Genomic DNA, 25869 nt, shown 5'->3' on the forward strand with positions numbered 1-25869 from the left:
GCCGCGGCGCCACAGCCGCACCACAACGGAGAAGAAACAACGTGTCTGAACGATTTGCCGACGACGCCGACTGGGCGACCGCCGCTGAGCAGTCCAGCGAGGACGACGAGGCCCAGGAGGGCAACATCCTCGCTGCGGAGGAGCGCGCGGTCGCACCTGCAGAGCACGTGGCGCTGCACATCGAGGGCGACGATGACGAAGACCTCGCCGACGACACGGATGACATCGATATCGAAGACCCGGAGGCAGACGCGATCGTGAACGACGCCCTCAACCTGGACCAGGCGGCAGAATCCGAGGCCGCCGCGGAGGTCCTCAACGACTCGGTCGCCGAGGAGGCCGCCGAGATCGAGGCCGCCACCGCCGACGAGGTCACCCCTACGACGGGCCGGATCTCGGCGACGACGAGGATGCGGCATCCGACTCCGCCGACGAGGACTCCGAGGAAGACCCCTACGAGGCGTTCCGCGCCGACCTGCGCATGCTCCCGGGCAAGTGGTACGTCATCCACTCCTACGCCGGCTTCGAGCGCAAGGTGAAGGCCAACATCGAGCAGCGCAAGTCGACGCTCGAGGTCGAGGACGACATCTACCAGATCGAGGTCCCGATGGAGGACGTCGTCGAGATCAAGAACGGTCAGCGCAAGATGGTCACGCGCGTCCGGATCCCGGGCTACGTGCTCGTGCGCATGGAGCTCAACGAAGACACCTGGTCGGTCGTGCGCCACACGCCGGGCGTGACCGGCTTCGTCGGCAACGCGCACAACCCGACCCCGCTGCGGTTCGAAGAGGCCTTCAACATGCTGAAGTCCCTTGTCGAGGTCAAGGACGTCCCGACCACCAAGGCCACGGCGGTCAAGGGCGGCACGGCTGTTGCCCGTCCGATCCCCGCCGAGGTGGACTTCGAGGTCGGCGAGACCATCACGATCAAGGAAGGCTCCTTCGCGGGCCTGCCGGGCTCCATCAGCGAGATCAAGCCCGAGAGCGGCAAGCTCACCGTGCTCGTCTCCCTGTTCGAGCGCGAGACCCCCGTCGAGCTCAGCTTCGACCAGGTCACGAAGATGTTGTGACGGTGCGGATCAATGCCGCGCAGCGGCGTTGATGCGATCGTCCCGGTTGAGCGAGCACGCCGCAGGCGAGCGAGTCGAAACCTCAGCGATTTCCCTGAAACGCCCCGTGCGACCTCGGTCGGCGGGGCGTTTCCTTTGCCCGGCATCCGCTCGTCACGCCGAGACAGGCAAAGACGCCGCAACAGGCCGATCTCGCAGAAAGTCGCCTGTTCTCGCGCCTTCGCCTGTTCCTGCGCGTTCCCGTGCGGAGGGTGGACGCGAGATCGGGTAGACTTATGTGGTTTGCGTGCCGTTTCGGCGTGCGCGCGGACGGAACCGCGGTCCGGAAAGGCCGGATGCGCGGGAGAACGACTCGGTCCCTGAGCTTGTCGAAGGGCCCGGATCATTCGACGAAAGGAAGAGGAAATGGCACCGAAGAAGAAGGTGACCGGCCTGATCAAGCTTCAGATCAACGCCGGTGCCGCCAACCCGGCGCCGCCGATCGGCCCCGCGCTCGGTCAGCATGGCGTCAACATCATGGAGTTCTGCAAGGCGTACAACGCCGCGACCGAGTCGCAGCGCGGCAACGTCATCCCCGTGGAGATCACCGTCTACGAGGACCGCAGCTTCACGTTCATCCTGAAGACCCCGCCGGCCGCGGAGCTCATCAAGAAGGCCGCCGGCCTCCCGAAGGGCTCGGCCACGCCGCACACGGTCAAGGTCGGCAAGATCACCAAGGACCAGGTCCGCCAGATCGCCGAGACCAAGAAGGCCGACCTCAACGCGAACGACGTCGAGGCCGCAGCCAAGATCATCGAAGGCACTGCCCGTTCCATGGGCATCACGGTCGAGGGCTAAGGGGAATCATCATGGCAAAGTCCAAGGCTTATCAGGCTGCCGTCGCGAAGATCGACGCAGACAAGTTCTACACGCCCACCGAGGCGGTCGCGCTCGCGAAGGACACCGGGTCGGCGAAGTTCGACTCGACCGTCGAGGTCGCGCTCAAGCTCGCGGTCGACCCGCGCAAGGCAGACCAGATGGTGCGCGGCACCGTCATCCTGCCCACGGCACGGGCAAGACCGCCCGCGTCATCGTCTTCGCCACCGGTGCTGCGGCTGAGGCCGCCATCGCCGCGGGCGCGGACGAGGTCGGCAGCACCGAGCTCATCGAGAAGGTCGCCGGCGGCTGGACCGACTTCGACTCCGCGGTCTCGACCCCGGAGCTCATGGGTCAGGTCGGGCGCCTCGGCAAGGTGCTGGGTCCCGTGGCCTCATGCCCAACCCGAAGACCGGCACCGTCACCCCGAACCCGGCCAAGGCCGTCGAGGAGATCAAGGGCGGAAAGATCGAGTTCCGCGTCGACAAGCACGCCAACGTGCACTTCATCGTCGGCAAGGCCTCGTTCTCGGCCGAGCAGCTCGATGACAACATCAAGGCCGCCCTCGAAGAGGTCGTCCGGCTGAAGCCGGCCAGCGCCAAGGGCCGCTACATCCAGAAGGGTGCGGTCTCGACCACGTTCGGCCCCGGCATCCCGCTGGACGTCAACGCGATCTGAGCCCTTCGACAGGCTCAGGAGTCGTCTGACTTTCGCACGAAGGCCCTCACCTCGGTGGGGCCTTCGTCGTTCCCGGATGCCGCGGCATCCGGCGCCGAGGGCAACGCGGCGTAACGCGAGTCGCCGCCCTCTCCCGCCCGTTCAGCTTCCACGACGCCTCCGGCGCCCTCGTCGGCTACGACGTCGAGATCGCCGAGTCCGTCGCCGAGAAGCTGGGTCTGGAGATCGACTTCCAGGAGACGCAGTGGGACGCGATCTTCGCGGGCCTCGACGCCGGTCGCTTCGACGTCATCGGCAATCAGGTCTCCATCAACCCCGACCGCGAGGCGAAGTACCTCTTCAGCGAGCCGTACACCGTCTCGCCCGGCGTGATCGTCGTGCTCGAGGACGACGACTCCGTCGCCTCCTTCGACGACCTCGCAGGCAAGACCACCGCGCAGTCGCTCACGAGCAACTGGTACGAGCTCGCCCAGAGCCACGGCGCGAACGTCGAGCCCGTCGAGGGCTGGGCGCAGGCGGTGACGCTGCTGCAGCAGGGCCGCGTCGACGCGACCATCAACGACAAGCTCACCTTCCTCGACGACGAGACCACCAACGCGCCGACCGGGCTCAAGATCGCGGCCGAGACCCCGAGGCCGGTCGCGCCGCCTTCGTCTTCACGCAGGACAAGCAGGCCCTGGTCGCCGCGATCGATGAGGCGCTCGCCGAGCTCCGCGCCGACGGCACCCTCGCTGCGATCAGCGAGAAGTACTTCGGGGACGACGTGTCGCAGTGACCGACGCCGCAGAGGGCGGCGGCATCTGGCAGCTCGTCCTGGACTCGTTCTGGCCCTGCTCCTGGCAGGGCTCAAAGGGACGATCCCGCTGTCGCTGAGCTCCTTCGCGGTCGGTCTCGTGATCGCGCTGGTCGTCGCCCTCATGCGGATCTCCGTGAACCCCGTGCTCTCGGGGATCGCACGCTTCTACATCTCGGTGATCCGTGGCACGCCGCTGCTCGTGCAGCTGTTCGTCATCTTCTTCGGTCTTCCCGCCATCGGCGTGCTGATCGACCCCTGGCCGGCCGCCATCATCGCCTTCTCGCTGAACGTCGGCGGCTACGCGGCCGAGGTGATCCGTGCCGCGATCCTCTCCGTGCCCAAGGGGCAGTGGGAGGCCGGGTTCACCGTCGGGATGTCGCGCACCAAGACGCTGGAGCGCATCATCCTGCCGCAGGCGGCGCGGGTGTCGATCCCGCCGCTGTCGAACACCTTCATCTCGCTGGTCAAGGACAGCTCTCTCGCCTCGCTCATCATGGTCACCGAGCTGTTCCGGCAGGCGCAGATCATCGCCGCCCGCACCTATGAGTTCATGGTCATCTACCTGGAGGCGGCCCTCATCTACTGGCTCTTCTGCCTCGTGCTCTCCGCCGGGCAGGGCGCGATCGAGAGGAGGCTCGAACGCTATGTCGCACACTGAGGAACCGTTGCTGCGGGCGAGCGGGATCGTGAAGAGCTTCGGCGACAACCGGGTGCTCGACGGCGTCGACTTCGAGGTGCGCCGCGGCGAGGTGATGTGCCTGATCGGTCCGAGCGGCTCGGGGAAGACCACGGTGCTGCGCTCGCTCAACGGCCTGGAGACGCCGGAGGAGGGCGTGCTCGAGTTCGCGCCCCTCGACGGGCGCGATGAGCTGCGCGTGGACTTCTCCGAGAGACTGAGCAAGGCGCGGCGGAGTGCTCTCCGCGACCGCTCGGCGATGGTGTTCCAGCACCACAACCTCTTCCCGCACCGCACGGTGCTCCAGAACGTGATCGAAGGACCCGTACAGGCGCACGGGGTGCCCAAGGCCGAGGCGATCGCTCATGCCGAGCGGTTGCTCGAACGCGTCGGCCTGGCCGCCAAGCGCGACGCCTATCCGCACGAACTCTCGGGGGGCCAGCAGCAGCGCGTCGGCATCGTGCGGGCGCTCGCGCTGCAACCCGAGCTCCTGCTGTTCGACGAGCCGACCAGCGCCCTGGACCCGGAGCTCGTCGGAGAGGTGCTCCTCGTGCTCAAGGAGCTCGCCGACGAGGGGTGGACGATGCTCATCGTCACCCACGAGCTGGGCTTCGCGCGGCGCGTCGCCGACGAGGTGCTCTTCTTCGACGAGGGCGTGGTCGTCGAGCGCGGTGCGCCCAAGCAGCTGTTCGAGAACCCCGGCACGAGCGCACCCGGCGCTTCCTCGATCGGATCCTGCGGCCGCTGGACGATTGAGGCCCGGCATCGGTGCGGTACAGCGCGTTCCTGACCGGCAGCGGATGCCGCAAGCGGCTCAGCCGGTGAAGACCGGCACGACGAGGCCGACCGCGATCGCGATCATGACGACCGCGATGCCGGCGTCGAGGATCCGCCACGCGCGCGGGGTGCGCAACCAGCGGCCGAGGTAGCGGGCGCCGAAGCCGAGCGCGGTGAACCACAGGATGCTGGCGGCGACCGCCCCGGCGGCGAAGAGCCAGCGGCTCTCGCCGTGGGTCGCGGCCACCGATCCCAGCAGCAGCACCGTGTCGAGGTAGACGTGCGGGTTCAGCCAGGTGAGGGCGAGCGCCGTCAGCGCGACGGTGGTGAGGGTCGCGCGGCGGGTGAGCGTCGTGGTCGCGCCGGAGGCGGATGCGGCATCCGACGCCTCCGCGGTCTCGAGCGTCTGGCCCGCGCCGCGCCAGGCGCGCCGGGCGGCGAGCAGTCCGTAGCCGAGGAGGAAGGCGGCGCCGAGCCAGCGGGCGGCGGTGATGAGCCAGGGCACGGCCTCGAGCAGCGCGCCGAGCCCGGCGACGCCGACGATGATGAGCGCGGCATCCGACACCGCGCAGATGACGACGACCGCGAGCACATGCTCGCGACGGATGCCCTGGCGCAGCACGAAGACGTTCTGCGCGCCGATGGCGATGATGAGGGAGAGACCGAGTCCGAGGCCGGCGAGAACACTGAGCACCCTTCGACGCTAGGTCGATCGGGTCATGAACTCCAGCGAAGATTCCTACAGAACCATTAGTGTCGCTTAAGTGATCATCACTCCGGAGCTCGCCGCCACGGTCGCCGCGGTCATCGACGAGGGCACCCTCGACGCGGCCGCCCGACGGCTGCGCATCACGCCGTCGGCCGTCAGTCAGCGCCTGAAGTCGCTCGAGCAGCAACTCGGGAGGGTGCTCGTCGTGCGCTCGAAGCCGGCCAGGGCGACCGACGCGGGGAGGCGGTCGTGCGGCTGGCGCGCCAGATCGCCCTGCTCGAGCACGATGCGCTCGCGTCCTTCGGCACGGAGCCGGATGCCGCCGGCCGCCGCATCGGCGTCCCGCTCGCCGTCAACGCAGACTCCATGGCGACCTGGTTCCTCCCGCCGCTCGCGCGGCTGTCCGAGCGTCTCGGCGTGGACTTCGACCTGCACCGCGACGACCAGGACTTCACCGCGCGGCTGCTGGAATCGGGCACCGTGATGGCGGCGGTCACGAGCGAGAGCGAGCCGGTCGCCGGATGCTCGGTGACGCGCCTCGGCGTGCTCGAGTACGAGGCGATGGCCACGCCCGAGTACGTCGCACGGTGGTTCCCCGACGGCGTCGGGGCCGACGCGCTGGAGAACGCACCCTTCGTCGACTTCGACCGGCGCGACAGCCTTCAGCGCGACTGGCTGCGGGCGCAGGGCGTCGCCGCGCCGGGCGTGCCGCGCCACTACGTGCCGGCGTCGTACGACTTCGCGCGCGCCGTGGAGCTGGGTCTCGGATGGGGATGCTGCCGCAGCTGCAGGTCACGCCGGGGCGGCTCGTGCGGTTGGGCGGCCCGCCCATGCGGGTGGCCCTTCACTGGCAGCAGTGGAACCTGCGCTCTGAACTCCTCGACGAGGTCGCTGCCGAAGTCGCCGCCGAAGCACGCGAGCGGTTGGAACCCTGAATCGTTCCCTGCCGGCTGAGGATTCATGACGGCATATGCACGTCGCGCTTGTCGCGCTGTCGGCGATGGGCCATGATATGGACAAGTGCCGTTGTCGCCCCGGCGGCCTCTGCGCTCCTATCCGAACACGTGTGCAGAGGGGCACCTGATGAACAACACAGCAACAAAGCGACGCAAAGTTCTCGCGGTACTGGCAGGAGGCGTCGTCCTCGGTGTCGGCGCGGCGATCACGCTCGCGGCATGGAACGACTCCGAGTTCGCGACCGGATTGTTCGGCGCGGGATCGTTCAACCTCGAGGGCTCGACGACCTCGGCGACCGACGACTTCGACGACCACGCGACGGCGGGAGCGGCGGCCGAGCTCGAGTTCACCCTCCCGCTCGCCGAGAACCTGGCGCCGACGGATGTCGTCTACGCCTCGTTCTGGGTGAGATTGGACGCCGCCACGACGACCGCAGGTACCCTGACCGGAGCAGGAGCCACCGGAACCGGGGCAAACGCCGACCACCTCTCCTACGAGGTCCAGGTGATCGGGCCGACCGCGGACTGCGACGCCACGGCATCCGGCACCGTGATCGCCTCCGGCGACGATCTCGCCGACTTCACCGCAGGTGCCCCCACCGCGCTCGCCGTGGGAGCAGGCAGTGATCCCGGTGCGGCCGTGCACCTCTGCTTCGCCGTGACCGCCGAAGACGGGCTGCTCCAGGGCGAGACCGCCACCGGCACCTGGCAGTTCACGGCCGAATCGAACTGAGTCCGGCCATGACCACCCGCCGTCGGATGCGGGAGGCTCGACGTCGGCGCTCCCGTCGGATACGCGCACTGCTCGCGGCAGGCGTGGTGTTCGGCGTGGGCGCCGCCGGGACACTCGCGGCGTGGAACGACTCCGAGCACGCGACCGCCACGTTCGACTCGGGCAGCTTCGGCATCTGGGGCAGCATCGACGGGGCCGACTTCGTCGACCACGCCGTGTCGGGCACCCCCGCGACGCTCAACTTCCAGCTGGCGCCGACGGCGATGGTCCCGGGAACGACGACCTACGCGCTGTTCTCCGTCAAGACGCTCGACGACTCGGTCGGAGGCAGCGTCAGCCTGGCGGCGGGCACGCCGAGCGGCGCACTCGCCCCCTACCTGCGGTACGGCGTGCGGATCGTCCCACGCCGACGTGCGATGCCTCCGCGTACGATGCGTCCGGGGACGTGGTCGTCGCCGCAGGATCGATGCTCACTGCACACGGCGCGTCACCGCAGACGCTCGCCGCGGCAGGCGCGAGTCCCGTCCACTACTGCTTCGCGGTCACCCTCCCCGCAGACGCCGACAACGGCGCTCAAGGGCAGAGCGGCGCGCAGAGCTGGACGTTCGCCGGAACCACGGGCTGAGACGAAGGCGCAGAAGAGGATGACGCAGAGCACGCTCACTCGACGGGAACGGCGCGAGCAGGCGCCGTCGGCGAGTCGCGCCCGCCCGCACCTGGGGAGGATCCTGTGTGAGCTCCTGCTCTGGTGCGCTGCGGCGGCCGGAGTGGTGTGCCTGGTGCTCGTCGTCGTCGCCTACACGATGAACATCACCCTGATCATGTTCCGCACGGGATCGATGGCTCCGGCGATCCCCGCCGGATCGGTCGCGGTCGTGCAGCGTGTACCGGCATCCGACATCTCCGTCGGAGACGTCGTCACGGTCGATCGCGAGGGACTGCTCCCGGTGACCCACCGCGTCACCTCCGTCGAGGCGGGAACGGATGCCGCGACGCGCGTGATCACCCTGCGCGGCGACGCGAACGCCGCAGACGACCCGCTTCCCTACGAGGTCGAGTCGGTTCGGATCGTGCGCTTCTCGGTTCCGGGGCTGGCCCCGGTGATCGCCGCGTTCGGCAACCCCTTCGTGCTCGGGACGCTCACAGTCGGGGCGTCGCTTCTCGTCGTCTGGGCGTTCTGGCCGCGCGCGTCGAAGCGGGGTGATCCCTCGCCATGAGACCCCGACCCGACCCTGGTGTCCTGTCCTTCCGTCGAACCCTCCTCGGCACGGGGCTGCTCGTGCTGGTCGGAGGCGGGGGTGCCACGGCGGCGTGGGGTGCGCCGGTGACCGAGGTCGTGCAGGGGAGTTCCTGCGCATCGTGTCGGTCGCCGACTGGCAGAGCGCGGCGAACCTGCTGCCCGAGGACGTCGTGCAGTGGGACCTGACCATCAGCGCCGATGCCCCGGAACCGGGAACCGTGTCGATAGGGGTGAGCGCGTCGGGCGACGCGCCGCTGGTCGTGGACGCGCTGCTCTGCCTCCAGGAGTGGGATGTCGACGAGTGCCCGGGCGGGGCGACGACCTTGCGCGCCGGATGGGACCTGCCGCGCGACGATGCGATGACGGCATTGGCGGAGGTCACCGATACGGACGTTGCGCGGCTGCGGTTGTCGATCTCGCTCGGCGACGGGGCCGCGGAGGGCGTCACGGCGGTGCGGGTCCACGCCATCGGAGCGGGGGAGACCGTCACCGTGGACCCTTCCACGCCCCTGCCCCCGACCGGCCTGTCGCCGGTCGTCCCACGCCTGCTGTCCGCCGGTGCGATCGTGCTCGTGCTCATCGCCGTGCTCATGCTCGTGGCCGGACGTCGCGCGCGAACCGAGGACCAGTCCGGGGAGGGAGCATGAGCGCCGGGCGGACGCGGCGGGTGCTCGTCGCGGCGACGGGCCTCGCTCTGCTGGCCGGGGTGGCGCTCGTGCCGCAGGCGCAGCAGACCGAGGCGGCGTTCACCGACGGGGAGCTCGCGGCGGGACCTTCACGGCGATCACGGTTCCGACACCGGTGCCCTGGGATCACCCGAGTGCTCGGCGCAGAACATTCTCGTCGTCGGTGCTCAGTTGACGGTTCGGTGGCGGGTTCCGGCGGAGTTCAGCGGATACACATCGGCGAATGCCGAGTACGGGCAAGTAGTCGACGGTGTGTTGGATCCCATTCTCGGCGCCTTGCTCGGTTCGGTCACCACTACCGGCACGCCAAGCGCCTACACGACGGTTGTCCAGGGCGGACTGCTCAGCGGGCTCCTGGGGGTTCAAAACGGTTCGCGATCCGGTTGAAGCACTCGAGCGGCTGGGTCTCGGACTGGTTGGTGGCCGACGCGACATTCCCTGCCCTCCTCGGCACAGGTACGTGCACGCTGCAGGTCCTGCCAAGTTGACCGTGCCACCTCACGGCTAGCGCGCAATGGCACTTCGTCGAGTGAGCAGCCGCCTACTCCGCCAGTGCGAGGGCTCGGAAGATGTCGCGCTCGCGGAGGGCTTCCCGGCGACTCGCGGCATCCGTTCGCGTGTGGCGGGACGGCACCGGATTGCCGGTCGTGCGCGCGTAGAGCTCGTCGATGAGGCCGGTCGCGAGGTTCACGAGCCGAGAGATCTCGCGGTCGTCGCGGTCGATCCACACCGACTTCGGCTCGTCGTGCAGGGGCGGAAGTCCTCGTGCTCCTCCCACACGAACAGCGTCCGCTCGGCGCCGAGCACATGCTGCTGCCACCACACCTGGCGAAGGTACGTGCGGGGATCGTGCGCCACGACTTGTTCGTCGTCTTGATCTCGGCCAGCAGCACCCGGCCGTCGCCGTCGACGGCCACGCCGTCGGGGTGGCGAGATGCCGCCGCTCGATCTCGGCATGGAACAGCGCGGAGGACGGGCGGATGCCGTGCGTCGCAGCCACCCAGGCGGCGATCTCGGGCTCGCGCCGTCGGCCGTGATCGGTGTAGGCGTTCCCGCCGAAGCGCGAGCCGCCGAGCTTCGCATCGGCCGCCCGTGCGATCGACTTCTCGCCGGTCAGGCCTGCGACGTCTGTCGCCGTGATCCCCTGGGAGCGTGCGCGCAGCCACGCGACCCGGTCGCGGGAGTCCGCGACGATGCGCGCTTCAAGTTCCGGGGTCACGCCTCGACCCTACCCGGCATCGCCGACGCCACCGGACCGGACTCGCGGCATCCGTGCCACTCGCCCCTTCGCGTCATTCATGACCCGCGAGTGCACCACTTGCCGCCGAATGCACCATGTATTGGTGTGCGCAAGGTGGTGCGTTCGGCGACAGGTAGTGCACTCGGCGATGAGGGCGGAGGACGACCGCTTCTCCACAATCGCGCGAATGCGTGAGTTGTTCATTTCGGGAGAGATCCACCCCGGTGGCCGGGCGTCACGTTTCAGCATGGAGCGATGAAGAACTCCGTGTCGTCGATGTCGCCCAGGATTCGTTCCCGCCGCAGTCTGCTCTCAGAGGGGTGGAGTGATCGGATGCTGGCAACTGCTCTCGATGCCGAGCGACTGCACCAGATCAGGCGAGGCTGGTACATGGCGCAGGACGAGTGGGACGAGCTCTGGGCCGAGGACAGGCATCGGGCGCATGTGATCGCCGTCGCTCGAGATGCCCAAAGTCGTGCCCCCATGTCGTACACATCGGCGGGGGTGCTGCACGAGCTTCCGCTGTTCCGGATGCATCCGGAACGCGTGCACACCACGACCGCTGCGCCGTTGCGCAACTCCAGCGGCCCCGATGTCATGCGGCACGTCGAGGCGCTTCCGCCCGACGACGTCACGGTCGTCGACGGCATCCTGTGCGCGACCCTGTCGCGTACTGTGTTCGATCTGATCCGCACGCTGCCGATCGAGGCTGCGATCAGCGCCGCTGATGCCGCCGAGCGAAAAGTGACTCTGCGTGGCCGGGAGTGGGATCACGACGCGCGAGCAGTCTGGCGGCTCGGGCTGCAGCGGCGCATCGACGCGGGACAGGGGGCGCGTGGCATCCGACAGGCGCGATTCGTCGCGGAGTTCGCCGACGGGCGCGCGCAGCTGCCCGGCGAGAGCGTCAGCAGGCTGCAGCTGTGGCAGCTGGGCTTCGCCGCGCCGAGTCTGCAGGTCGTGATTCCGGGGCCTCACGGGAACACCTTCGAGGTCGATTTCGGGCTGGACGATGTGGGCGCCTTCGGTGAGTTCGACGGTGAGACGAAGTATCGCGATGAAGCGATGCGCAGGGGCAGGAGCATCGAGGATGTCGTGCTGGCGGAGAAGCAGCGCGAGGACTGGATCCGAGGTCGCACACAGCGACGCTTCGCCCGTTGGAGCACGCCGCACATCCGGACCCACCATCATCTCGGGCGCAGACTGGCCGCGTTCGGCATCCGTGCCCCGTGAGCGCTCCACCGTCACCCCCCCGTCGAACGCACTGCTTGTTGCCGAGTGCACCATCTCTTCGACGTGGACAACCGGTGCAGTCGCGAAGAGATGGTGCACTCGGCGGGGAAGTAAGGGGAGTGGGGACGGGCGATTTGGGGGAGAGGGGCGGATGCCGTAAAGTAGTACCAACCGAAGACCGCCGGTCATCGTGGTGCCCGCAAGTGCACAGCGATCGAAGCTTCTGTGAGAGCAGAGGGCCTGCGCAGGTGACACGAACCGATCCCGAACGGGATGACCAGGCTCCGTGCGCTTGCGCCGGGGCCTTTTTCTTTTGCCGGGTTTCCCGCCGTGGGTCTGAGGCCGATGCTTCACCACCGTGACGCATCTCGCATACACAAGGAGTGGCCATGGCGCAGAAGGACGCATCGGTTGCCGAGCTCACGAAGAACTTCGAGGACTCGACCGCCGTTCTGCTGACCGAGTACCGCGGTCTGTCGGTGGGGGAGCTCCGTGAGCTCCGCAACAGCATCCGGCAGGACGCGGAATACGCCGTGGTGAAGAACACGCTGACCAAGATCGCTGCGAGCAACGCAGGGATCACGGGGCTCGACGACGACCTCAAGGGTCCGTCGGCCATCGCATTCGTGCACGGTGACCCGGTCGCCGTCGCGAAGGGTCTTCGTGCCTTCGCCAAGGCACACCCTCTTCTCGTGATCAAGGGCGGTTACTTCGACGGTAACCCGCTCAGCGCCGAGGAAGTCGGAAAGCTCGCCGACCTCGAGAGCCGTGAAGTCCTGCTGGCGAAGCTCGCCGGCGCGATGAAGGCCTCGATGTCCAAGGCTGCCGCCCTCTTCCAGGCGCCGCTGTCCAAGACCGTCCGTACGGTCGAGGCGCTGCGTGAGAAGCAGGACGCCGCCGCCTGATCGGGCTGCGGAAGCAACACCTTTACACCCCAACAAAGCAGGAGATAAATCATGGCTAAGCTCAGCACTGAAGAGCTGCTCGACCAGTTCAAGGAGCTCACGCTCATCGAGCTCAGCGAGTTCGTGAAGGCCTTCGAGGAGACCTTCGACGTCACCGCTGCCGCTCCGGTCGCCGTTGCCGCCGCAGGCGCGCCCGCCGGTGCCGCCCCGAGGCCGCCGAGGAGAAGGACTCGTTCGACGTCGTTCTCGAGGCCGCAGGCGACAAGAAGATCCAGGTCATCAAGGTCGTCCGCGAGCTCACCTCGCTCGGCCTCGGCGACGCCAAGGCTGTCGTCGACGGTGCCCCCAAGGCTGTCCTCGAGGGCGCCAACAAGGAGACCGCAGAGAAGGCCAAGGCCGCTCTGGAAGAGGCCGGCGCCTCCGTCACCCTCAAGTGAGTCGGGAGGGCTCACTGCCGCGTAGCGGCGTTGAGCCCTCTGCGACTCAGGTTGAGCGAGCCCGCGCGAAGCGCGAGCGCGTCGAAACCTCTCGTCTCGTGCGTGAGAAGTTCAGCGAGCGAGTCGAAACCTCAAGGAGCAGGATCGGATGCCGCTGAGCGGTGTTCGGTCGAAGAGCTTCATCGAATGCCCCGGAACCACGGTTCCGGGGCATTCGTGCGTCTACTCCGGGGGCGCCGCCGTGGAGCTGCGGACGATCAGACGGGCCTTCATGTGGATGGTCTGCGGCGGCTTCTCGGGATCGGCGAGGTGCGCGAGCAGGAGGTCGACGGCCGCGGCTCCCTGCTCGCGCGGCACCTGCCGGAGAGTCGTGAGCGAGAACATCTCGGCGTACTCGTGGTCGTCGATCCCGACGACGCTGAGATCGCCCGGCACGCGGATGCCCAGTCGTCGCGCAGCGATGATCCCGCCGACGGCGACCTCATCGCTGACGGCGACGATGCCCGTCGGGCGGCTGCGCACGTCTCCCAGGGCATCGACGGCCGCGTTGTAGCTGGCGGGCAGGGAGGCTGCTGCGCGGATGTGCGAGATGTGCGCGGCAAGTCCGGCGTCCTCCATGGCCGCGGTGTAGCCCTCCAGCCTTCGGCGCTCGACCTGAGGCCAGTGCTCGCCGCCTCCGCCGCCCAGGAATGCGATCGACTCGTGCCCGAGGCCGATCAGATGCTCGGTGGCGCGCCTGGTGGCGTAGTCGTCGTCGACGGCGATGACGCTGACGGAGCCGGCGATCCCCACAACGCTGACGAGCGGGCATCCGATGGCCAGGAGTCGTTCCAGCTCTCGGTCCTCGGGTTCGAGCCCGATGGCGATGAGCCCGTCGAAGCGCTTCCGCGCGAGGAAGTCGTCGAAGACGCGCGCCCGGGCGGCCGTGCCCGGCTTCGCGTCGTAGAGGGTCAGGTCGAGCCCCTCCTCCAGGAGTCGCTGCTGGACGCCCTCGAGGACCTCGGCGAAGAACCACCGGGTCACATACGGCATGATGACGCCGATGCTGTTCGTGTGACCGGTGGCAAGGCTCACCGCCGTCGTCGACGGGACGTAGCCGAGTGTCTCGGCAGCGACGACGACCTTCGCGCGCGTCGTCGCGGATACGTGCCCTCGTCCGGAGAGAGCACGACTGGCCGTCGACTTCGAGACGCCCGCAAGCGCGGCGACGTCGGCGATACCGGCCATGGGACTTCCTCTCCGAACCATCCGAGACTAGCGCGACCCCCATAAAGATGGAACCGGTTGCGGTTCTCTGAACGATGCTCATCGACACTGCAAGCGGTTACATCTCGGGTATAGCGCTTGTATTACAGTTCGGCGGCGCTTGTTGTGCCGGGGCTCGATCATGGAATAGCTTGGGCGCTGGAAACGGTTCCCGGTTTCGTCGCCGCAGATCTGACATGCGGCGGGACACCGCTTGTACCCGGACCGTTGTGCACCACTCGAAGAGGAGAATCACATGATGAGAAAGAAAGGCGGCCGGATCGCGGCTGTCGCGGCATCCGTCGGCGCAGTGTCGCTCGCCCTCACCGCATGCGGTGGCGGCAACGGCGGGGCACCGATCCTGGTGCGGGTCCGAGCGGGGACTGCAGCGCTTACGAGGCCTACGGTGAGTTCAGCGGCGAGAGCGTCGAGCTGTACACCACGATCCAAGGCGTCGAGCTCGATCAGATGGCCGAGACCTTCTTCGACTTCGAGGACTGCACCGGCATCGACGTCAACCTCGTGGGCACGCAGGAGGCCGAGACGCAGATCAACGTCCGGGCCGCCGCCGGCGACCCGCCCGACCTGATGATCATCCCGCAGCCCGGTCTGCTGGAGCGTCTCGTCTCCGACGGCTACGTGCTCCCGGCATCCGCCGAGGTCGAGGCCAATGTCGACGAGTTCTGGTCGGAGTCGTGGAAGGGCTACGGCACGATCGACGACGTCTTCTACGCGGCGCCCCTCATGGCCAGCGTCAAGGGCTGGGTCTGGTACTCGCCGGCCGAGTTCGCCGACAAGGGCGTCTCGATCCCCGAGACCTGGGACGAACTGCTCACCCTGACGGCGACGCTCGCCGAGGACTCGACCGCGACCTACCGCCCCTGGTGCGTCGGCTTCGGCTCCGGTGACGCGACCGGCTGGCCGGGCACGGACTGGGTCGAGGACCTCGTGCTGCGCACCGCAGGACCGGAGGTCTACGACCAGTGGGTCGTCGGCGAGGTCAAGTTCTCCGATCCCGAGATCCGCAAGGCCTTCGAAGAGGTCGAGAAGATCCTGCTGAACCCCGACTACGTCAACGGCGGCTTCGGCGGTGTCGAGTCCATCGTCTCGACGACGTTCAACGACGGCGGACTGCCGATCCTCGACGGGAACTGCTCGATGCATCACCAGGCCTCGTTCTACGAGGCGCAGTGGCCCGAGGGCACGACGGTCTCGCCGGACGGCGACATCTGGGCGTTCCTGACGCCGAAGTACGACGCGGCGGCGGGTGACGCGGTCACCGGTGGTGGCGAGTTCGTCGCCAAGTTCGTCGAGTCGGAGGCCGTCGACGCCGTCCAGCAGTTCCTGGCCACCGACACCTGGGCCAACCTCCGGGTCGACATCGGTGGCGTGATCAGCGCGAACAAGGGACTGGACCCGTCGCTGGCCTCGAGTGAGCTCGGGCGTGCGGCGATCGAGATCCTGCAGGCGGAGGACACGGTGTTCCGCTTCGACGGATCCGACCTCATGCCGGCCGCGGTCGGCACCAGCTCCTTCTGGACCGGGATGAACGACTGGGTCGTCGGAACGGTCAACACCGACCAGCTGCTGGCGTTCATCGACAGCACCTGGCCCTAGTAAACCGGGGGACGAGGGGGCGCCCCGAACCGCAGTCGCGGTCCGGGCGCCCCACCGCCCCCAGCCTTGATCCATCGGTATTGACCTCGACATATGGGGGAGACAGCGTTGTTCACGACCCATTCAGATGAGGGCAGCGCGCAGCATCGCGTGCGCCCGTCCACGACTTCTCGGCCCTCGGTCGACGCTGAACGCAGGGAAGTGATGCGCGATGCGAGGTGACTTCTGGGGATCCACCGCCGAGAAACTCGGCTTGCTCGGCATCGGCCTCGTCGTGTTCATCGCGGTGATCGGCCTCGTCCTGTTCCTCGCGGATAAAGCACCCAAGCGAGGCCGCGACGTCGTCCAACTCCTGGCGTTCCTCGCGCCGGCGCTCATCCTGCTGATCGTGGGTCTCGTGTACCCGGCGATCCGGACGACGTATCTCGCCTTCACCGACCGTCGCGGCGAGTGGGTCGGCCTCGACAACTTCGTCTGGATGTTCACCCAGCCGAACACCCTGATCGTCCTCGGCAACACTTTCCTCTGGGTGGCGCTCGTCCCGGCGTTCTCGACGCTGGTCGGGCTCGCCTACGCGGTGTTCATCGACAAGTCCAAGGGCGAGAAGGCGCTGAAGGCACTCGTCTTCATGCCGATGGCGATCTCCTTCGTCGGCGCGGGTATCATCTGGCGCTTCGTCTACGAGTACCGGGCCGAAGGCTTCGAGCAGATCGGTATCCTCAACCAGCTCGTCGTCTGGCTCGGCGGCACGCCGCAGCAGTGGCTGATCAACTCGCCGTGGAACACCGTCTTCCTCATCATCGTGATGATCTGGATCCAGACCGGCTTCGCGATGGTGCTGCTGTCGGCCTCGATCAAGGCGGTTCCGGTCGAACGCATCGAGGCGGCCAAGCTCGACGGCGCCAACGCCTGGCAGCAGTTCCGGAACGTCACGATCCCCGAGATCCGTCCGACGATCGTCGTGGTCGTCACGACGATCACGATCGCGACCCTGAAGGTCTTCGACATCGTCCGAGCGATGACCGGCGGAAACTTCAACACGAGCGTCATCGCCAATGAGATGTACACGCAGGCGTTCAACCGCGGCGAGTTCGGTCAGGGTTCGGCGCTGGCGGTCGTGCTCTTCATCATGGTGCTGCCCATTGTGATCTACAACGTCAGAGTGATGCGCAAGCAGAGGGAGGTGCGCTGATGGCCATCGCGCCGATTAATGTGTCCGGGCAGGACTTGAACACCGAGGCGGTCACCGTCCGCCGTGGGTCCAAGGCGTCGCGCGTCAAGAAGACGCTGACCTCGCCCTGGGCGACCGCCGCGGCGATCATCATCGCCGTGATCTGGACGATTCCCACCTTCGGGCTGTTCGTCTCGTCCTTCCGGCCGCCCAACGACATCCGCTCGACCGGATGGTGGACGGTCTTCACGAATCCGTCGTTCACGCTCGATAACTACGCGGAGGTGCTCTTCGCCTCGGGGGCGTCGAGTGCGAACCTGGGTTCGTACTTCATCAACTCCTTCGTCATCGCGATCCCCTCCGCGCTCTTCCCGATCGTGCTGGGCGCGATGGCCGCCTACGCTCTCGCCTGGATCCCCTTCCGGGGGGCGCACTGGATCTTCATCATCATCTTCGCGCTGCAGATCGTGCCGCTGCAGATGGCGCTGATTCCGCTGCTGCAGATCTTCTCGCAGGTGCTGGGCATCAGCGGCACCTTCCCGGCCGTGTGGGTCGCCCACACGATCTTCGGGCTCCCGCTCATGACGTTCCTGCTGCACAACTTCATCGCGCAGATACCGGGCGATGTGCTGGAGGCCGCGCGCGTGGACGGCGCCAACCACACGCAGATCTTCTTCCGGATCATCCTGCCGCTGTCGGTGCCTGCTCTGGCGAGCATGGCGATCTTCCAGTTCCTGTGGGTGTGGAACGACCTGCTGGTGGCGCTGGTGTTCTCGGGCGGAACGGTCGAAGTCGCCCCGCTCACACAGCGACTGGCGGAGATGGTCGGAAACTTCGGCCGGAACACGCACATCCTGCCGGCGGGAGCATTCATCTCGATCATCGTGCCGCTGATCGTGTTCTTCGCGCTGCAGCGCTACTTCGTGCGCGGACTGCTGGCCGGCTCGACGAAGGGCTGACCGACGGGCGTGAGCCGGATGCCGCGACTTCTTTCCGCGGCATCCGGCCCCGCCGCGTACGCTGGAGCATGTGAAATATGCGGAGAACATCGTCGAGCTCGTCGGCGACACGCCCTTGGTCAAATTGCAGCGGGTCACGGAAGACATCGCCTGCACGGTGCTCGTCAAACTCGAGTACCTGAACCCCGGCGGGTCGAGCAAGGACCGCATCGCCACACGCATCATCGACGCGGCCGAGGCCGAGGGCAAGTTGAAGCCCGGCGGCACGATCGTCGAGCCCACGAGCGGCAACACCGGTGTCGGGCTGGCCCTCGTCGCACAGCAGCGCGGGTACCGCTGCGTGTTTGTCCTCCCCGACAAGGTCGGCGAGGACAAGATCAATGTGCTGCGGGCGTACGGTGCCGAGATCGTCGTGACGCCGACATCCGTCCCCGCCGACAGCCCCGAGTCGTACTACAGCGTCAGCGACCGTCTCGCCGCGGAGATCCCGGGCGCCTTCAAGCCGAACCAGTATGAGAACCAGAACGGCCCGCGCAGCCATTACGAGTCCACCGGGCCGGAGATCTGGCGCGACACCGACGGAACGATCACGCACTTCGTCGCCGGTGTCGGCACGGGCGGCACGATCACCGGCACGGGCCGGTACCTGCGGGAGGTGTCGGATGACGCGGTGCGCATCATCGGCATCGATCCCGAGGGCAGCGTCTACTCGGGCGGCACGGGTCGTCCCTATCTCGTCGAGGGAGTGGGCGAGGACATCTGGCCGGGCGCCTACGATCCGAAGATCCCGCATGAGATCGTCGCCGTCGACGACGCGGAGTCGTTCGCGATGACCCGCAGGCTCGCCGAGGAGGAGGGCATCCTCGTGGGTGGTTCGAGCGGGATGGCCGTCGCCGGCGCCCTGCGCGTGGCGAAGGATCTGCCGGCCGAGGCCGTCATGGTCGTGCTTCTGCCCGACGGCGGTCGCGGATACCTCGGAAAGATCTTCAACGACTCCTGGATGCGCGCCTACGGCTTCGCCGAGGCACCGGAGGGCGAGACTGTGGCCGATGTGCTCGAGGCGCGGGCGCTTCGGCAGGCTCAGGGCCGGGAAGAGGAGACATCCCCGCCCTCGTGCATGCGCACCCGACCGACACGGTGCTGGAGGCCATCGAGATGATGACCGAGTTCGGCGTCTCGCAGCTCGTCGTACTCAGTGCCGAGCCGCCCGTCATGATGGGTGAGGTCGTCGGCACGGTCGATGAGAAGGGGCTGCTGGATCTGCTCTTCCGCGGCGAGGCGAAGCCGGCGGATGCCGTGGGCGTCCATGTCTCGGATCCGATGCCGCTCATCGGCATCCGGGACTCGATCGCCCAGGCGCGCGCGGCGCTGGCGGAGGCCGACGCGCTGCTGGTGACCGAGGAGGGCAAGCCCCACACGGTGCTCACCCGGCAGGACCTGCTGGCCCACCTCTCGCACTGACGCGTGGCGTAATACGACGGCCCTTGACGACCTCCTCCGACGTAGGCTGAGAGACATGTCCGACCACAGCTTCGCCACGCGCGCCATCCACGCCGGCCAGGAGTTCGACCCGACGACGGGTGCGATCATTCCGCCGATCTACCAGACCTCGACGTTCGTGCAGGACGGCATCGGCGGCTTCCGCGGCGGCTACGAGTACAACCGTGCGGGCAACCCCACGCGCACCTCGCTGGAGACGCAGCTGGCGGCGCTGGAGGGCGGCGTGAGCGCGCTGTCGTTCGCCTCGGGCCTGGCATCCGAGGACGCCCTTCTGCGCGCCCTGCTGCGCCCGGGCGACCACGTGCTGCTCGGCAACGACGTGTACGGCGGCACGCACCGGCTCCTCTCCCAGGTGTGGGGCCCGTGGGGCATCGAGACGAGCACGGTCGAGCTGTCCGACCTCGATGCGGTGCGTGGCGGCATCCGACCCGAGACGAAGATCGTGTGGATCGAGACGCCGAGCAACCCGCTGCTGAAGATCGTCGACATCGCCGCGGTTGCGGAGCTCGCGCACGCCGCGGGTGCGACCGTCGTCGTCGACAACACCTTCGCCTCGCCGGCACTGCAGCAGCCGCTGGCGCTCGGCGCCGACGTGGTCGTGCACTCGACGACCAAGTACCTCGGCGGCCACTCCGATGTGCTGGGCGGCGCCGTCGTCTTCGGCGACGACCGCTTCGTCGATGCGGTGAAGTTCCAGCAGTTCGCCGTCGGCGCCGTCTCGGCTCCGCTGGATGCCTGGCTCACGACCCGGGGGGTCAAGACCCTCGCGGTCCGGATGCGGCAGCACACCGAGAACGCCACCGCGATCGCCGAGTGGGCCGCGGCCCGGCCCGAGTTCGCGACGGTGTTCTACCCCGGGCTGGCCACCCATCCTGGTCACGAGGTGGCCGCACGCCAGATGAGCGGCTTCGGAGGGATGCTCTCCTTCGGGCTGGCCGCCGGTCCCGGCGCCGCTCGCGCCTTCGCCGAGGCGACGGAGCTCTTCCAACTCGCCGAGTCGCTGGGCGGCGTCGAGTCGCTCATCGGCTACCCGCCGGAGATGACGCACGCCTCCGTCCGCGGCACCGAACTCGCCGTCCCCGAGAACGTGGTGCGTCTCTCGGTCGGCATCGAGGAAGCCGGCGACCTCATCGCCGACCTCGAGCAGGCGCTGGCGAAGATCGCCGGTCGCTGAGCCGGCGATTCCGGGCGGTACCAGGCATCCTGGGAGAGATATCCTGTAGCGTAGTTCGAATCGATTCGATTCTGCCGTGCTCTGCGGCATCCGCTCTCTCCTTTCCGGAAGCTCTGTGACCGACCCCACTTCGCCTGCATCCTCGCCGCGCCCCTCGACGGGTGCCATCCGCACCATCGGATCCAACCCCGCGACCGCCCCGATCGTCCTCCACCCCGGCGACGCGATCCCCACGCGCCGTCGTGTGCTCTACGTGATCCTGCTGGGCGCCCTCACCGCCCTCGGTCCTTTCACGATCGACCTGTACCTGCCGGCGTTCCCGGTGCTGCAGGAGGACTTCAACACGACGAAGGCGGCAATCCAGCTCACCCTCTCGGGCACGATGATCGGGTTCGCGATCGGTCAGCTGGTGGTCGGTCCGCTCAGCGACAAGGTGGGCCGACGCGTTCCGCTCATCGCCGTGACGGCGCTGCACGTGCTGGCGAGCACCGCTGCGGCGCTGGCGCCGAATCTCGAGCTGCTCAGCGTCACCCGGGTGTTCATGGGCATCGGCGCGGCCGCCGGCGGCGTCGTCGCCATGGCGATCGTGCGCGACCTGTTCGGCGGACGGCGCCTGGTCATCATGCTCTCGCGGCTCGCGCTCGTCTCAGGCGCGGCCCCCGTGATCGCGCCGCTGACCGGCTCGGCTCTCCTCACAGTGATGCCCTGGCGCGGCATCTTCTACGTGCTCGCCGCCTATGGCGCGGTCATGCTGGTCTGCGCGGTGGTCTTCATCCCCGAGACGCTGCCGAAGGAGCGCCGCGGCGGGGTCGTGGGAACGATGACGATGGGCCAGCGGTACAAGAGCGTGCTCACCGACCGCGTGTACATCGGCGTTCTCATCATCGGGGGCATGACCTTCTCGGGCCTGTTCTCTTACCTCGCCGCCTCGCCCTTCCTCTTCCAGGAGACCTACGGGCTCAACGCCCAGCAGTACGGTCTGCTCTTCGCCGTGAACTCCCTCGGTCTGGTCGTCGCGGTGCAGGTCTCGGCACGCCTTGCCGCGAGGTTCGGCCCTCAGTGGGTGCTCGCCTGGTCGACGGGGGCACTGCTGTTCTTCGGTACCTCGATCATCGTCGCCGACCTGCTCGGTCTCGGACTCTGGGGAACGGTCGTCACGCTGAGCCTGTTCATGGTCTCCTGCGGCTTCACCTTCCCCAACGTGCAGGTGCTCGCCCTCGACCGGCACCCGGCGGCGGCGGGAACGGCGGCCTCGCTCATCGGTGCCGCCAACTTCGGCGTCGCCGCGATCATCTCGCCGCTCGCGGAGGCCGTCACCCACAGCGGGGAGACCACCGCGACCTCCATGGCGTCGGTCATGGTCGGATGCGCCGTCGTCGGCGTTCTCGCGCTCTGGCTCATCGTGCGCCCGCGCGCGGTCGGCATGCTGAATCCTTAGTGTCGCCGCGCAGCGCCCTGCACAATGGGACGATGACGTCGCGCACTCTTCTGGCCTCGGGACTCGCCTGCCTCGCCCTGGCGGTCGGGCTCGGTGTGCTCATCGTCCAGACGATCGGCGACGGCCCGCTCCCGGTCGACGTGTGGTGGAACGCCTTCATGACCGAGGCGCGCTCAGACCTGACCGTCTCCTTCGCTCGCACACTGGATCGTCTCGGCGGCGGCCGGTTCGCGCTGTTCGTCGTGCCCGGGGCGATCGCGATTCTGCTGATCGTGCTGCGGCGCTGGCGGGCGCTCGCCTTCGCCCTGGCGACCTTCATCGCCAGCGTCGCGGTTGTGCAACTGCTCAAGAACCTCTTCGGGCGAGGCCGCCCCGAAGACATGCTCGTGCTGTCGGACTTCGGCTCCTTCCCCTCCGGGCATGCGGCCAACGCCGCGACGATCGCGGTCGTGCTGTGGGTCGTTTTCCCGCGGGTGTGGGTCGCCGTCGCCGGAGCCGTCTGGGTTCTCGCGATGGCGTTCTCGCGCACCGTGCTCTCGGTGCACTGGCTCTCCGACACGATCGGGGGAGCGCTCGTCGGCGCGGGAGTGGCGTTCGTCGCCGCGGCGATCTCGGCGCCGTGGATCGCGCGGGATCGCGCAGGAGAAGGAGACGACATGATTGGCTTCGGCATCCGACCCTTCCGTCACGAGGATCGTGACGCGGTGGCGGAGGTGTGCGTGAAGACGGCGGATGCCGGAACGGATGCCACGGGCATGTTCCGCGACGACCGGCTGTGGGCCGACGTGTTCGCCCTGCCGTATGTCGAGCGGCATCCGGATCTCGCCTGGGTCGTCGAGGCGCCAGGCGCCGGGGTCGTCGGATACGTCCTGGGCGTGGCCGACACCGACGCCTTCGAGACGTGGTTCCGCGACGAGTGGTGGCCGTCGCGCGTAGGGGCGTACGCGGAGTCGGATGCCGTCATCCCGTCGAGGGAGGCCGAGATCCTGCGCTACGCCGGGGCGAGGGCACCGGGGACGCTCTCGGCGACGGCCGAGTACCCCGCCCATCTGCACATCGACCTGCTGCCCGCGGCCCAGGGACAGGGGCTCGGACGGAAGCTCACCGATGCCCTCTTCGCCGCGCTGCGCGAGCGCGGCGTGCCGGGCCTGCACGTCGGTGTCGATCCGCGCAACACGGGCGCCGCGGCGTTCTACCAGCGGCTCGGCTTCGAGCGGCTGCCGTCCGCTCCAGGCGTGCTGCTGCTCGGCATCCGGCTTGCCTGAGAGCCGCCCGGTCACGAGGGGCCGGCGGGCAGGGTAGGATGGTCTGCGGCCCTCAGGGGCCCTGGAGGATTCGCCTAGTGGCCTATGGCGCACGCTTGGAAAGCGTGTTGAGTGAAAGCTCTCAGGGGTTCGAATCCCCTATCCTCCGCCGATTTCTTGACTTCGCCAGCCGTGCCGGATGTGGCACCGCGGTGCGACCTGGTGCACACTGAATCCCATGGGATCAGCGTTGACCACCATCGGATTGCCCGTCGCCCTCGGCATCATCATGTTCGGCCTGGGGCTCACCCTCACACTCGGCGACTTCAAGAGAGTGCTGAAGCATCCGAAGGCGGTGTTCATCGCTCTCGTCTGCCAGCTCATCCTGCTGCCCGCGGTCTGCTTCGGCCTCGTGCTGCTGTTCCAGCTGCCCCCTGTCCTCGCGGTCGGCATGATGATGCTCGCCGCCTCCCCGGGAGGCACGACCGCGAACCTGTACAGCCATCTGTTCCGCGGCGACGTCGCCCTGAACATCTCGCTGACGGCCGTGAACTCGGTGATCGCCGTGGTGACGCTCCCGATCATTACGAACATCGCCATCTGGTACTTCCAGCCCTTCGACGATCAGCTCGGACTGCAGTGGGGCAAGACCCTCGAGGTGTTCGCGATCGTGCTTCTGCCGGTCGCGCTGGGCATGCTCGTCCGGCACTTCTGGCCGCGATTTGCCGACCGGATGGATCGCCCGGTGCGGATCGCGTCGGTCATCATCCTCGTGGTCGTCATCGGCGGCGCCGTCGCGACGAACTGGCAGCTGCTCGTCGACAACTTCCTGAGCCTGGCCGGCATCACGGTGCTGTTCTGCGTGATCAGTCTCGCGGTCGGCTTCTGGGTGCCGCGCCTGTTCGGTGTGAGCGACCGTGAGGCGATCGCCTGCTCCTTCGAGATCGGCATCCACAACGCCACACTCGCGATCGTGATCGCCCAGTCTGTGCTGGGGTCGATGGAGCTGAGCCTGCCGGCAGCGGTCTACGGCGTACTGATGTTCTTCGTGGCGTTCGCGTTCGGATTCGTCGTGAGAGGAAAGATCCAGAAGGGCTCGGATGCCGCGAAGGCGTCCGCTCGGCCGACTTCCTAGACTGGAGTCATGCGCGCTCTGACAGAGACCGAAGTGCGGGAGGCGTTCGTCAACGCCTCCGAGGAGGAGTTGCGGCTGCTGCGGCTGCCGCACGACTTCCTGCTGGTCGACTGGGACTACCTGGACTTCTTCGCCTGGCGGGATCCGAGCGGGGCGAAGCGCGGCTACGTGCTCATGCAGGAGGACGATCGGGTGATCGGTGTGGTGCTACACGCCTCCGGGCCCGGTCGCATGCGCTCGGGCATGTGCAACATCTGCCACACGATGCAGCCCGGTAACCAGGTGGGGCTCTTCACGGCGCGGCGCACGGGCGATGCGGGTCGCCGGGGCGACAGCGTCGGCACCTACATCTGCGCCGACCTGTCCTGCCACGAGAACGTGCGGCTGGCGCATCCGCTCGCCCCCAACGAAGTGCGGGCGCCCGGCCAGGTCGACATGCGCCTGGACGGCACCACGCGCCGCATGGAGAACTTCGTCGGGCGCGTGCGGGAGCCGGTGCCGTAGGCTGGTGGTGGCATCCGATCCCATGTGAGGTCGGACTCAGTACCGCATCGAAGGAGACGTCATGAGTGAGCCCATCCTCTACACGCGGGGCGACGGCCTTGCCCGGCTGACGCTGAACCGTCCGGCCCGCCTCAACGCCTTCAACGCCGACCTGGCCCGCGCCTGGCGCGATGCGACGACGGATGCCGTCGGGCGCGACGATGTCGGTGCGATCCTCATCGACGCGGCCGGTCCGGCGTTCTGCGCGGGCGGCGACGTGATCGACATGGCGCAGTCGATGAGCGGCGGGCAGGACATCACTGCGCTCGCCGGTGTGATCAATGAAGGGATCCGCGCGCTCGTCGAATCCGACGTCCCGGTCGTCGTCGCCGCGCACGGCACGACCGCCGGCGGGGGCCTGGGCATCCTGCTCAGCGGCGACTACGCCGTCGTGGGGGCGAACTCCCGCCTGGGCAGCCTCTACGCGAACATCGGGCTGACCCCCGACCTCTCCGTCTCGGCGCAGCTGGCGCGGGCGGTGGGGAGCGACGCGCTCTGCAGCTCGTCCTGCAGGACCGCATGCTCACCGGCGAGGAGGCCCGCGACTGGGGCCTGGTCGCCGAGGTCGTGGAGGGGCGGATGCCGCATCCACCGCCGACGCCGTCCGCGAGCGTGCTGAAGAGATCGCCCGGTTCTGGCTGGCCGGCGCCACCGCCGCCTACGGGCAGGCCAAGCGGCTCGTGCGCTCTCAGCCGACGCGGACCTTCGCCGAGCAGCTCGCGGAGGAGGCGCGTTCCATCGGCGCATCCTTCGACACCGCGGACGCCCGGGCCCGCGTCGCGGCCTTCGCCTCGGCCGGCGGGAAGGGCGGTCGCGGCTGACGCATGGCAGGATGAGGGCACACGGTCTTTGAGAG

19 protein-coding genes, 1 tRNA gene and 9 pseudogenes are annotated in these 25869 nt (G+C 68.1%); 26 read left to right on the plus strand and 3 right to left on the minus strand.

Features of this window, described 5'->3' with window-relative positions:
• Nucleotides 1–41 precede the first annotated feature (41 nt).
• The 7 genes and pseudogenes from nusG to KAE78_RS09980 all read left to right on the plus strand — a co-directional run bounded on the left by nusG (nt 42) and on the right by KAE78_RS09980 (nt 4830).
• Nucleotides 42–1069, plus strand: a pseudogene (gene nusG, locus KAE78_RS09955) (transcription termination/antitermination protein NusG).
• Nucleotides 1070–1474: 405 nt separating this feature from the next.
• Entirely contained in the window at nt 1475–1906 is a 432-nt protein-coding gene (gene rplK / locus KAE78_RS09960) for a 50S ribosomal protein L11 (RefSeq protein ID WP_223170741.1), read from the plus strand.
• Nucleotides 1907–1917: 11 nt separating this feature from the next.
• Nucleotides 1918–2602, plus strand: a pseudogene (gene rplA, locus KAE78_RS09965) (50S ribosomal protein L1).
• A gap of 86 nt (nt 2603–2688) precedes the next feature.
• A pseudogene (locus KAE78_RS19730) lies at nt 2689–2940 on the plus strand (transporter substrate-binding domain-containing protein); the annotation flags it as partial.
• Nucleotides 2847–3377, plus strand: a complete 531-nt coding sequence (locus KAE78_RS09970) for a transporter substrate-binding domain-containing protein (RefSeq protein WP_411155928.1) — start codon at nt 2847–2849, stop codon at nt 3375–3377. The pseudogene KAE78_RS19730 and the gene KAE78_RS09970, both read left to right, overlap by 94 nt.
• A 23-nt stretch (nt 3378–3400) precedes the next feature.
• Nucleotides 3401–4056, plus strand: a pseudogene (locus tag KAE78_RS09975) (amino acid ABC transporter permease).
• Nucleotides 4043–4830, plus strand: a pseudogene (locus tag KAE78_RS09980) (amino acid ABC transporter ATP-binding protein). Before KAE78_RS09975 ends, KAE78_RS09980 begins: the two co-directional pseudogenes overlap by 14 nt.
• A 58-nt stretch (nt 4831–4888) precedes the next feature.
• On the opposite strand, the gene KAE78_RS09985 reads toward KAE78_RS09980, so the two are convergent.
• Nucleotides 4889–5545 carry a LysE/ArgO family amino acid transporter gene (locus KAE78_RS09985; RefSeq protein WP_223170743.1) on the minus strand — a complete coding sequence of 219 codons (657 nt, stop codon included), beginning with the start codon at nt 5543–5545 and terminating at the stop codon, nt 4889–4891.
• A gap of 70 nt (nt 5546–5615) precedes the next feature.
• Between KAE78_RS09985 and KAE78_RS09990 the strand changes: the two are divergent.
• The 4 genes and pseudogenes from KAE78_RS09990 (at nt 5616) to KAE78_RS10005 (ending at nt 9136) form a co-directional block, all read left to right on the plus strand.
• Nucleotides 5616–6495, plus strand: a pseudogene (locus KAE78_RS09990) (LysR family transcriptional regulator ArgP).
• A 148-nt stretch (nt 6496–6643) separates the two neighbouring features.
• On the plus strand, nt 6644–7249 hold the full coding sequence (locus KAE78_RS09995) for a SipW-dependent-type signal peptide-containing protein (protein WP_223170744.1): 606 nt from the start codon (nt 6644–6646) through the stop codon (nt 7247–7249).
• Nucleotides 7250–7257: 8 nt separating this feature from the next.
• Nucleotides 7258–8466, plus strand: a complete 1209-nt coding sequence (locus tag KAE78_RS10000) for a signal peptidase I (protein ID WP_223170745.1) — start codon at nt 7258–7260, stop codon at nt 8464–8466.
• Between the two features lie 94 nt (nt 8467–8560).
• A complete protein-coding gene (locus KAE78_RS10005) occupies nt 8561–9136 on the plus strand; it encodes a hypothetical protein (RefSeq protein WP_223170746.1) in 576 nt (191 codons plus the stop codon).
• A gap of 580 nt (nt 9137–9716) precedes the next feature.
• Here the strand turns inward: KAE78_RS10005 and KAE78_RS10010 are convergent.
• Nucleotides 9717–10394 (minus strand): annotated as a pseudogene (locus KAE78_RS10010) (YqaJ viral recombinase family protein).
• 354 nt (nt 10395–10748) lie between these two features.
• On the opposite strand from KAE78_RS10010, the gene KAE78_RS10015 reads away from it, so the two are divergent.
• From KAE78_RS10015 to rplL, 3 genes and pseudogenes are all read left to right on the plus strand, one after another.
• Nucleotides 10749–11645, plus strand: a complete 897-nt coding sequence (locus tag KAE78_RS10015; protein WP_223170747.1) for a hypothetical protein — start codon at nt 10749–10751, stop codon at nt 11643–11645.
• A gap of 389 nt (nt 11646–12034) precedes the next feature.
• Nucleotides 12035–12550: a 50S ribosomal protein L10 gene (rplJ, locus tag KAE78_RS10020; RefSeq protein ID WP_223170748.1), complete on the plus strand. Its 516-nt coding sequence runs from the start codon at nt 12035–12037 to the stop codon at nt 12548–12550.
• 51 nt (nt 12551–12601) lie between these two features.
• Nucleotides 12602–12987, plus strand: a pseudogene (gene rplL, locus KAE78_RS10025) (50S ribosomal protein L7/L12).
• Between the two features lie 222 nt (nt 12988–13209).
• On the opposite strand, the gene KAE78_RS10030 reads toward rplL, so the two are convergent.
• Nucleotides 13210–14214 carry a LacI family DNA-binding transcriptional regulator gene (locus KAE78_RS10030; protein ID WP_223170749.1) on the minus strand — a complete coding sequence of 335 codons (1005 nt, stop codon included), beginning with the start codon at nt 14212–14214 and terminating at the stop codon, nt 13210–13212.
• A 348-nt stretch (nt 14215–14562) separates the two neighbouring features.
• Here KAE78_RS10030 and KAE78_RS10035 point away from each other — a divergent pair, with 348 nt between their 5' ends.
• The 12 genes and pseudogenes from KAE78_RS10035 (at nt 14563) to KAE78_RS10095 (ending at nt 25834) form a co-directional block, all read left to right on the plus strand.
• Nucleotides 14563–15849, plus strand: coding sequence for an ABC transporter substrate-binding protein (locus tag KAE78_RS10035; protein WP_317451747.1), 1287 nt, complete (start codon nt 14563–14565; stop codon nt 15847–15849).
• 211 nt (nt 15850–16060) lie between these two features.
• Complete coding sequence (locus KAE78_RS10040; RefSeq protein ID WP_223170750.1) at nt 16061–17041, plus strand: carbohydrate ABC transporter permease; 981 nt, start codon at nt 16061–16063, stop codon at nt 17039–17041.
• Nucleotides 17041–17979 (plus strand): carbohydrate ABC transporter permease, encoded by a 939-nt coding sequence (locus tag KAE78_RS10045; protein ID WP_223170751.1) that lies wholly within the window; start codon nt 17041–17043, stop codon nt 17977–17979. The genes KAE78_RS10040 and KAE78_RS10045 overlap by 1 nt, the downstream gene beginning before the upstream one ends.
• Nucleotides 17980–18049: 70 nt before the next feature.
• Nucleotides 18050–19440 (plus strand): annotated as a pseudogene (locus tag KAE78_RS10050) (cystathionine beta-synthase).
• A gap of 55 nt (nt 19441–19495) precedes the next feature.
• Nucleotides 19496–20653, plus strand: coding sequence for a cystathionine gamma-synthase (locus KAE78_RS10055; protein WP_223170752.1), 1158 nt, complete (start codon nt 19496–19498; stop codon nt 20651–20653).
• Between the two features lie 115 nt (nt 20654–20768).
• Complete coding sequence (locus KAE78_RS10060; protein ID WP_223170753.1) at nt 20769–22091, plus strand: multidrug effflux MFS transporter; 1323 nt, start codon at nt 20769–20771, stop codon at nt 22089–22091.
• Nucleotides 22092–22123: 32 nt separating this feature from the next.
• A complete protein-coding gene (locus tag KAE78_RS18700; protein ID WP_317451748.1) occupies nt 22124–23356 on the plus strand; it encodes a GNAT family N-acetyltransferase in 1233 nt (410 codons plus the stop codon).
• Nucleotides 23357–23419: 63 nt separating this feature from the next.
• Nucleotides 23420–23504: transfer RNA gene (locus KAE78_RS10075), tRNA-Ser, on the plus strand.
• A gap of 81 nt (nt 23505–23585) precedes the next feature.
• Complete coding sequence (locus tag KAE78_RS10080; RefSeq protein ID WP_223170754.1) at nt 23586–24470, plus strand: bile acid:sodium symporter family protein; 885 nt, start codon at nt 23586–23588, stop codon at nt 24468–24470.
• Nucleotides 24471–24479: 9 nt separating this feature from the next.
• The gene (locus KAE78_RS10085; protein ID WP_223170755.1) at nt 24480–24974 is read left to right on the plus strand and encodes an FBP domain-containing protein; all 495 of its coding nucleotides are present in this window, start codon (nt 24480–24482) and stop codon (nt 24972–24974) included.
• 61 nt (nt 24975–25035) lie between these two features.
• The gene (locus KAE78_RS10090; protein WP_223170756.1) at nt 25036–25632 is read left to right on the plus strand and encodes an enoyl-CoA hydratase/isomerase family protein; all 597 of its coding nucleotides are present in this window, start codon (nt 25036–25038) and stop codon (nt 25630–25632) included.
• Nucleotides 25633–25693: 61 nt separating this feature from the next.
• Entirely contained in the window at nt 25694–25834 is a 141-nt protein-coding gene (locus KAE78_RS10095; RefSeq protein WP_223170757.1) for a hypothetical protein, read from the plus strand.
• The last annotated feature ends 35 nt before the right edge of the window (nt 25835–25869 follow it).

Source organism: Microbacterium sp. NIBRBAC000506063, from assembly GCF_017968845.1.
Classification (GTDB): Bacteria; Actinomycetota; Actinomycetes; order Actinomycetales; family Microbacteriaceae; genus Microbacterium.

Bases quoted from the DNA above. Each gene is read 5' to 3' on its own strand.
- KAE78_RS10015 (WP_223170747.1), top strand. From the start codon at position 10,749: ATGCTGGCAACTGCTCTCGATGCCGAGCGACTGCACCAGATCAGGCGA.
- KAE78_RS18700 (WP_317451748.1), top strand. From the start codon at position 22,124: ATGACGTCGCGCACTCTTCTGGCCTCGGGACTCGCCTGCCTCGCCCTG.
- KAE78_RS10000 (WP_223170745.1), top strand. From the start codon at position 7,258: ATGACCACCCGCCGTCGGATGCGGGAGGCTCGACGTCGGCGCTCCCGT.
- KAE78_RS10085 (WP_223170755.1), top strand. From the start codon at position 24,480: ATGCGCGCTCTGACAGAGACCGAAGTGCGGGAGGCGTTCGTCAACGCC.
- KAE78_RS10035 (WP_317451747.1), top strand. From the start codon at position 14,563: ATGCGGTGGCGGCAACGGCGGGGCACCGATCCTGGTGCGGGTCCGAGC.
- rplJ (WP_223170748.1), top strand. From the start codon at position 12,035: ATGGCGCAGAAGGACGCATCGGTTGCCGAGCTCACGAAGAACTTCGAG.
- rplK (WP_223170741.1), top strand. From the start codon at position 1,475: ATGGCACCGAAGAAGAAGGTGACCGGCCTGATCAAGCTTCAGATCAAC.
- KAE78_RS10040 (WP_223170750.1), top strand. From the start codon at position 16,061: ATGCGAGGTGACTTCTGGGGATCCACCGCCGAGAAACTCGGCTTGCTC.
- KAE78_RS10090 (WP_223170756.1), top strand. From the start codon at position 25,036: ATGAGTGAGCCCATCCTCTACACGCGGGGCGACGGCCTTGCCCGGCTG.
- KAE78_RS10030 (WP_223170749.1), bottom strand. From the start codon at position 14,214: ATGGCCGGTATCGCCGACGTCGCCGCGCTTGCGGGCGTCTCGAAGTCG.
- KAE78_RS09995 (WP_223170744.1), top strand. From the start codon at position 6,644: ATGAACAACACAGCAACAAAGCGACGCAAAGTTCTCGCGGTACTGGCA.
- KAE78_RS10045 (WP_223170751.1), top strand. From the start codon at position 17,041: ATGGCCATCGCGCCGATTAATGTGTCCGGGCAGGACTTGAACACCGAG.
- KAE78_RS10055 (WP_223170752.1), top strand. From the start codon at position 19,496: ATGTCCGACCACAGCTTCGCCACGCGCGCCATCCACGCCGGCCAGGAG.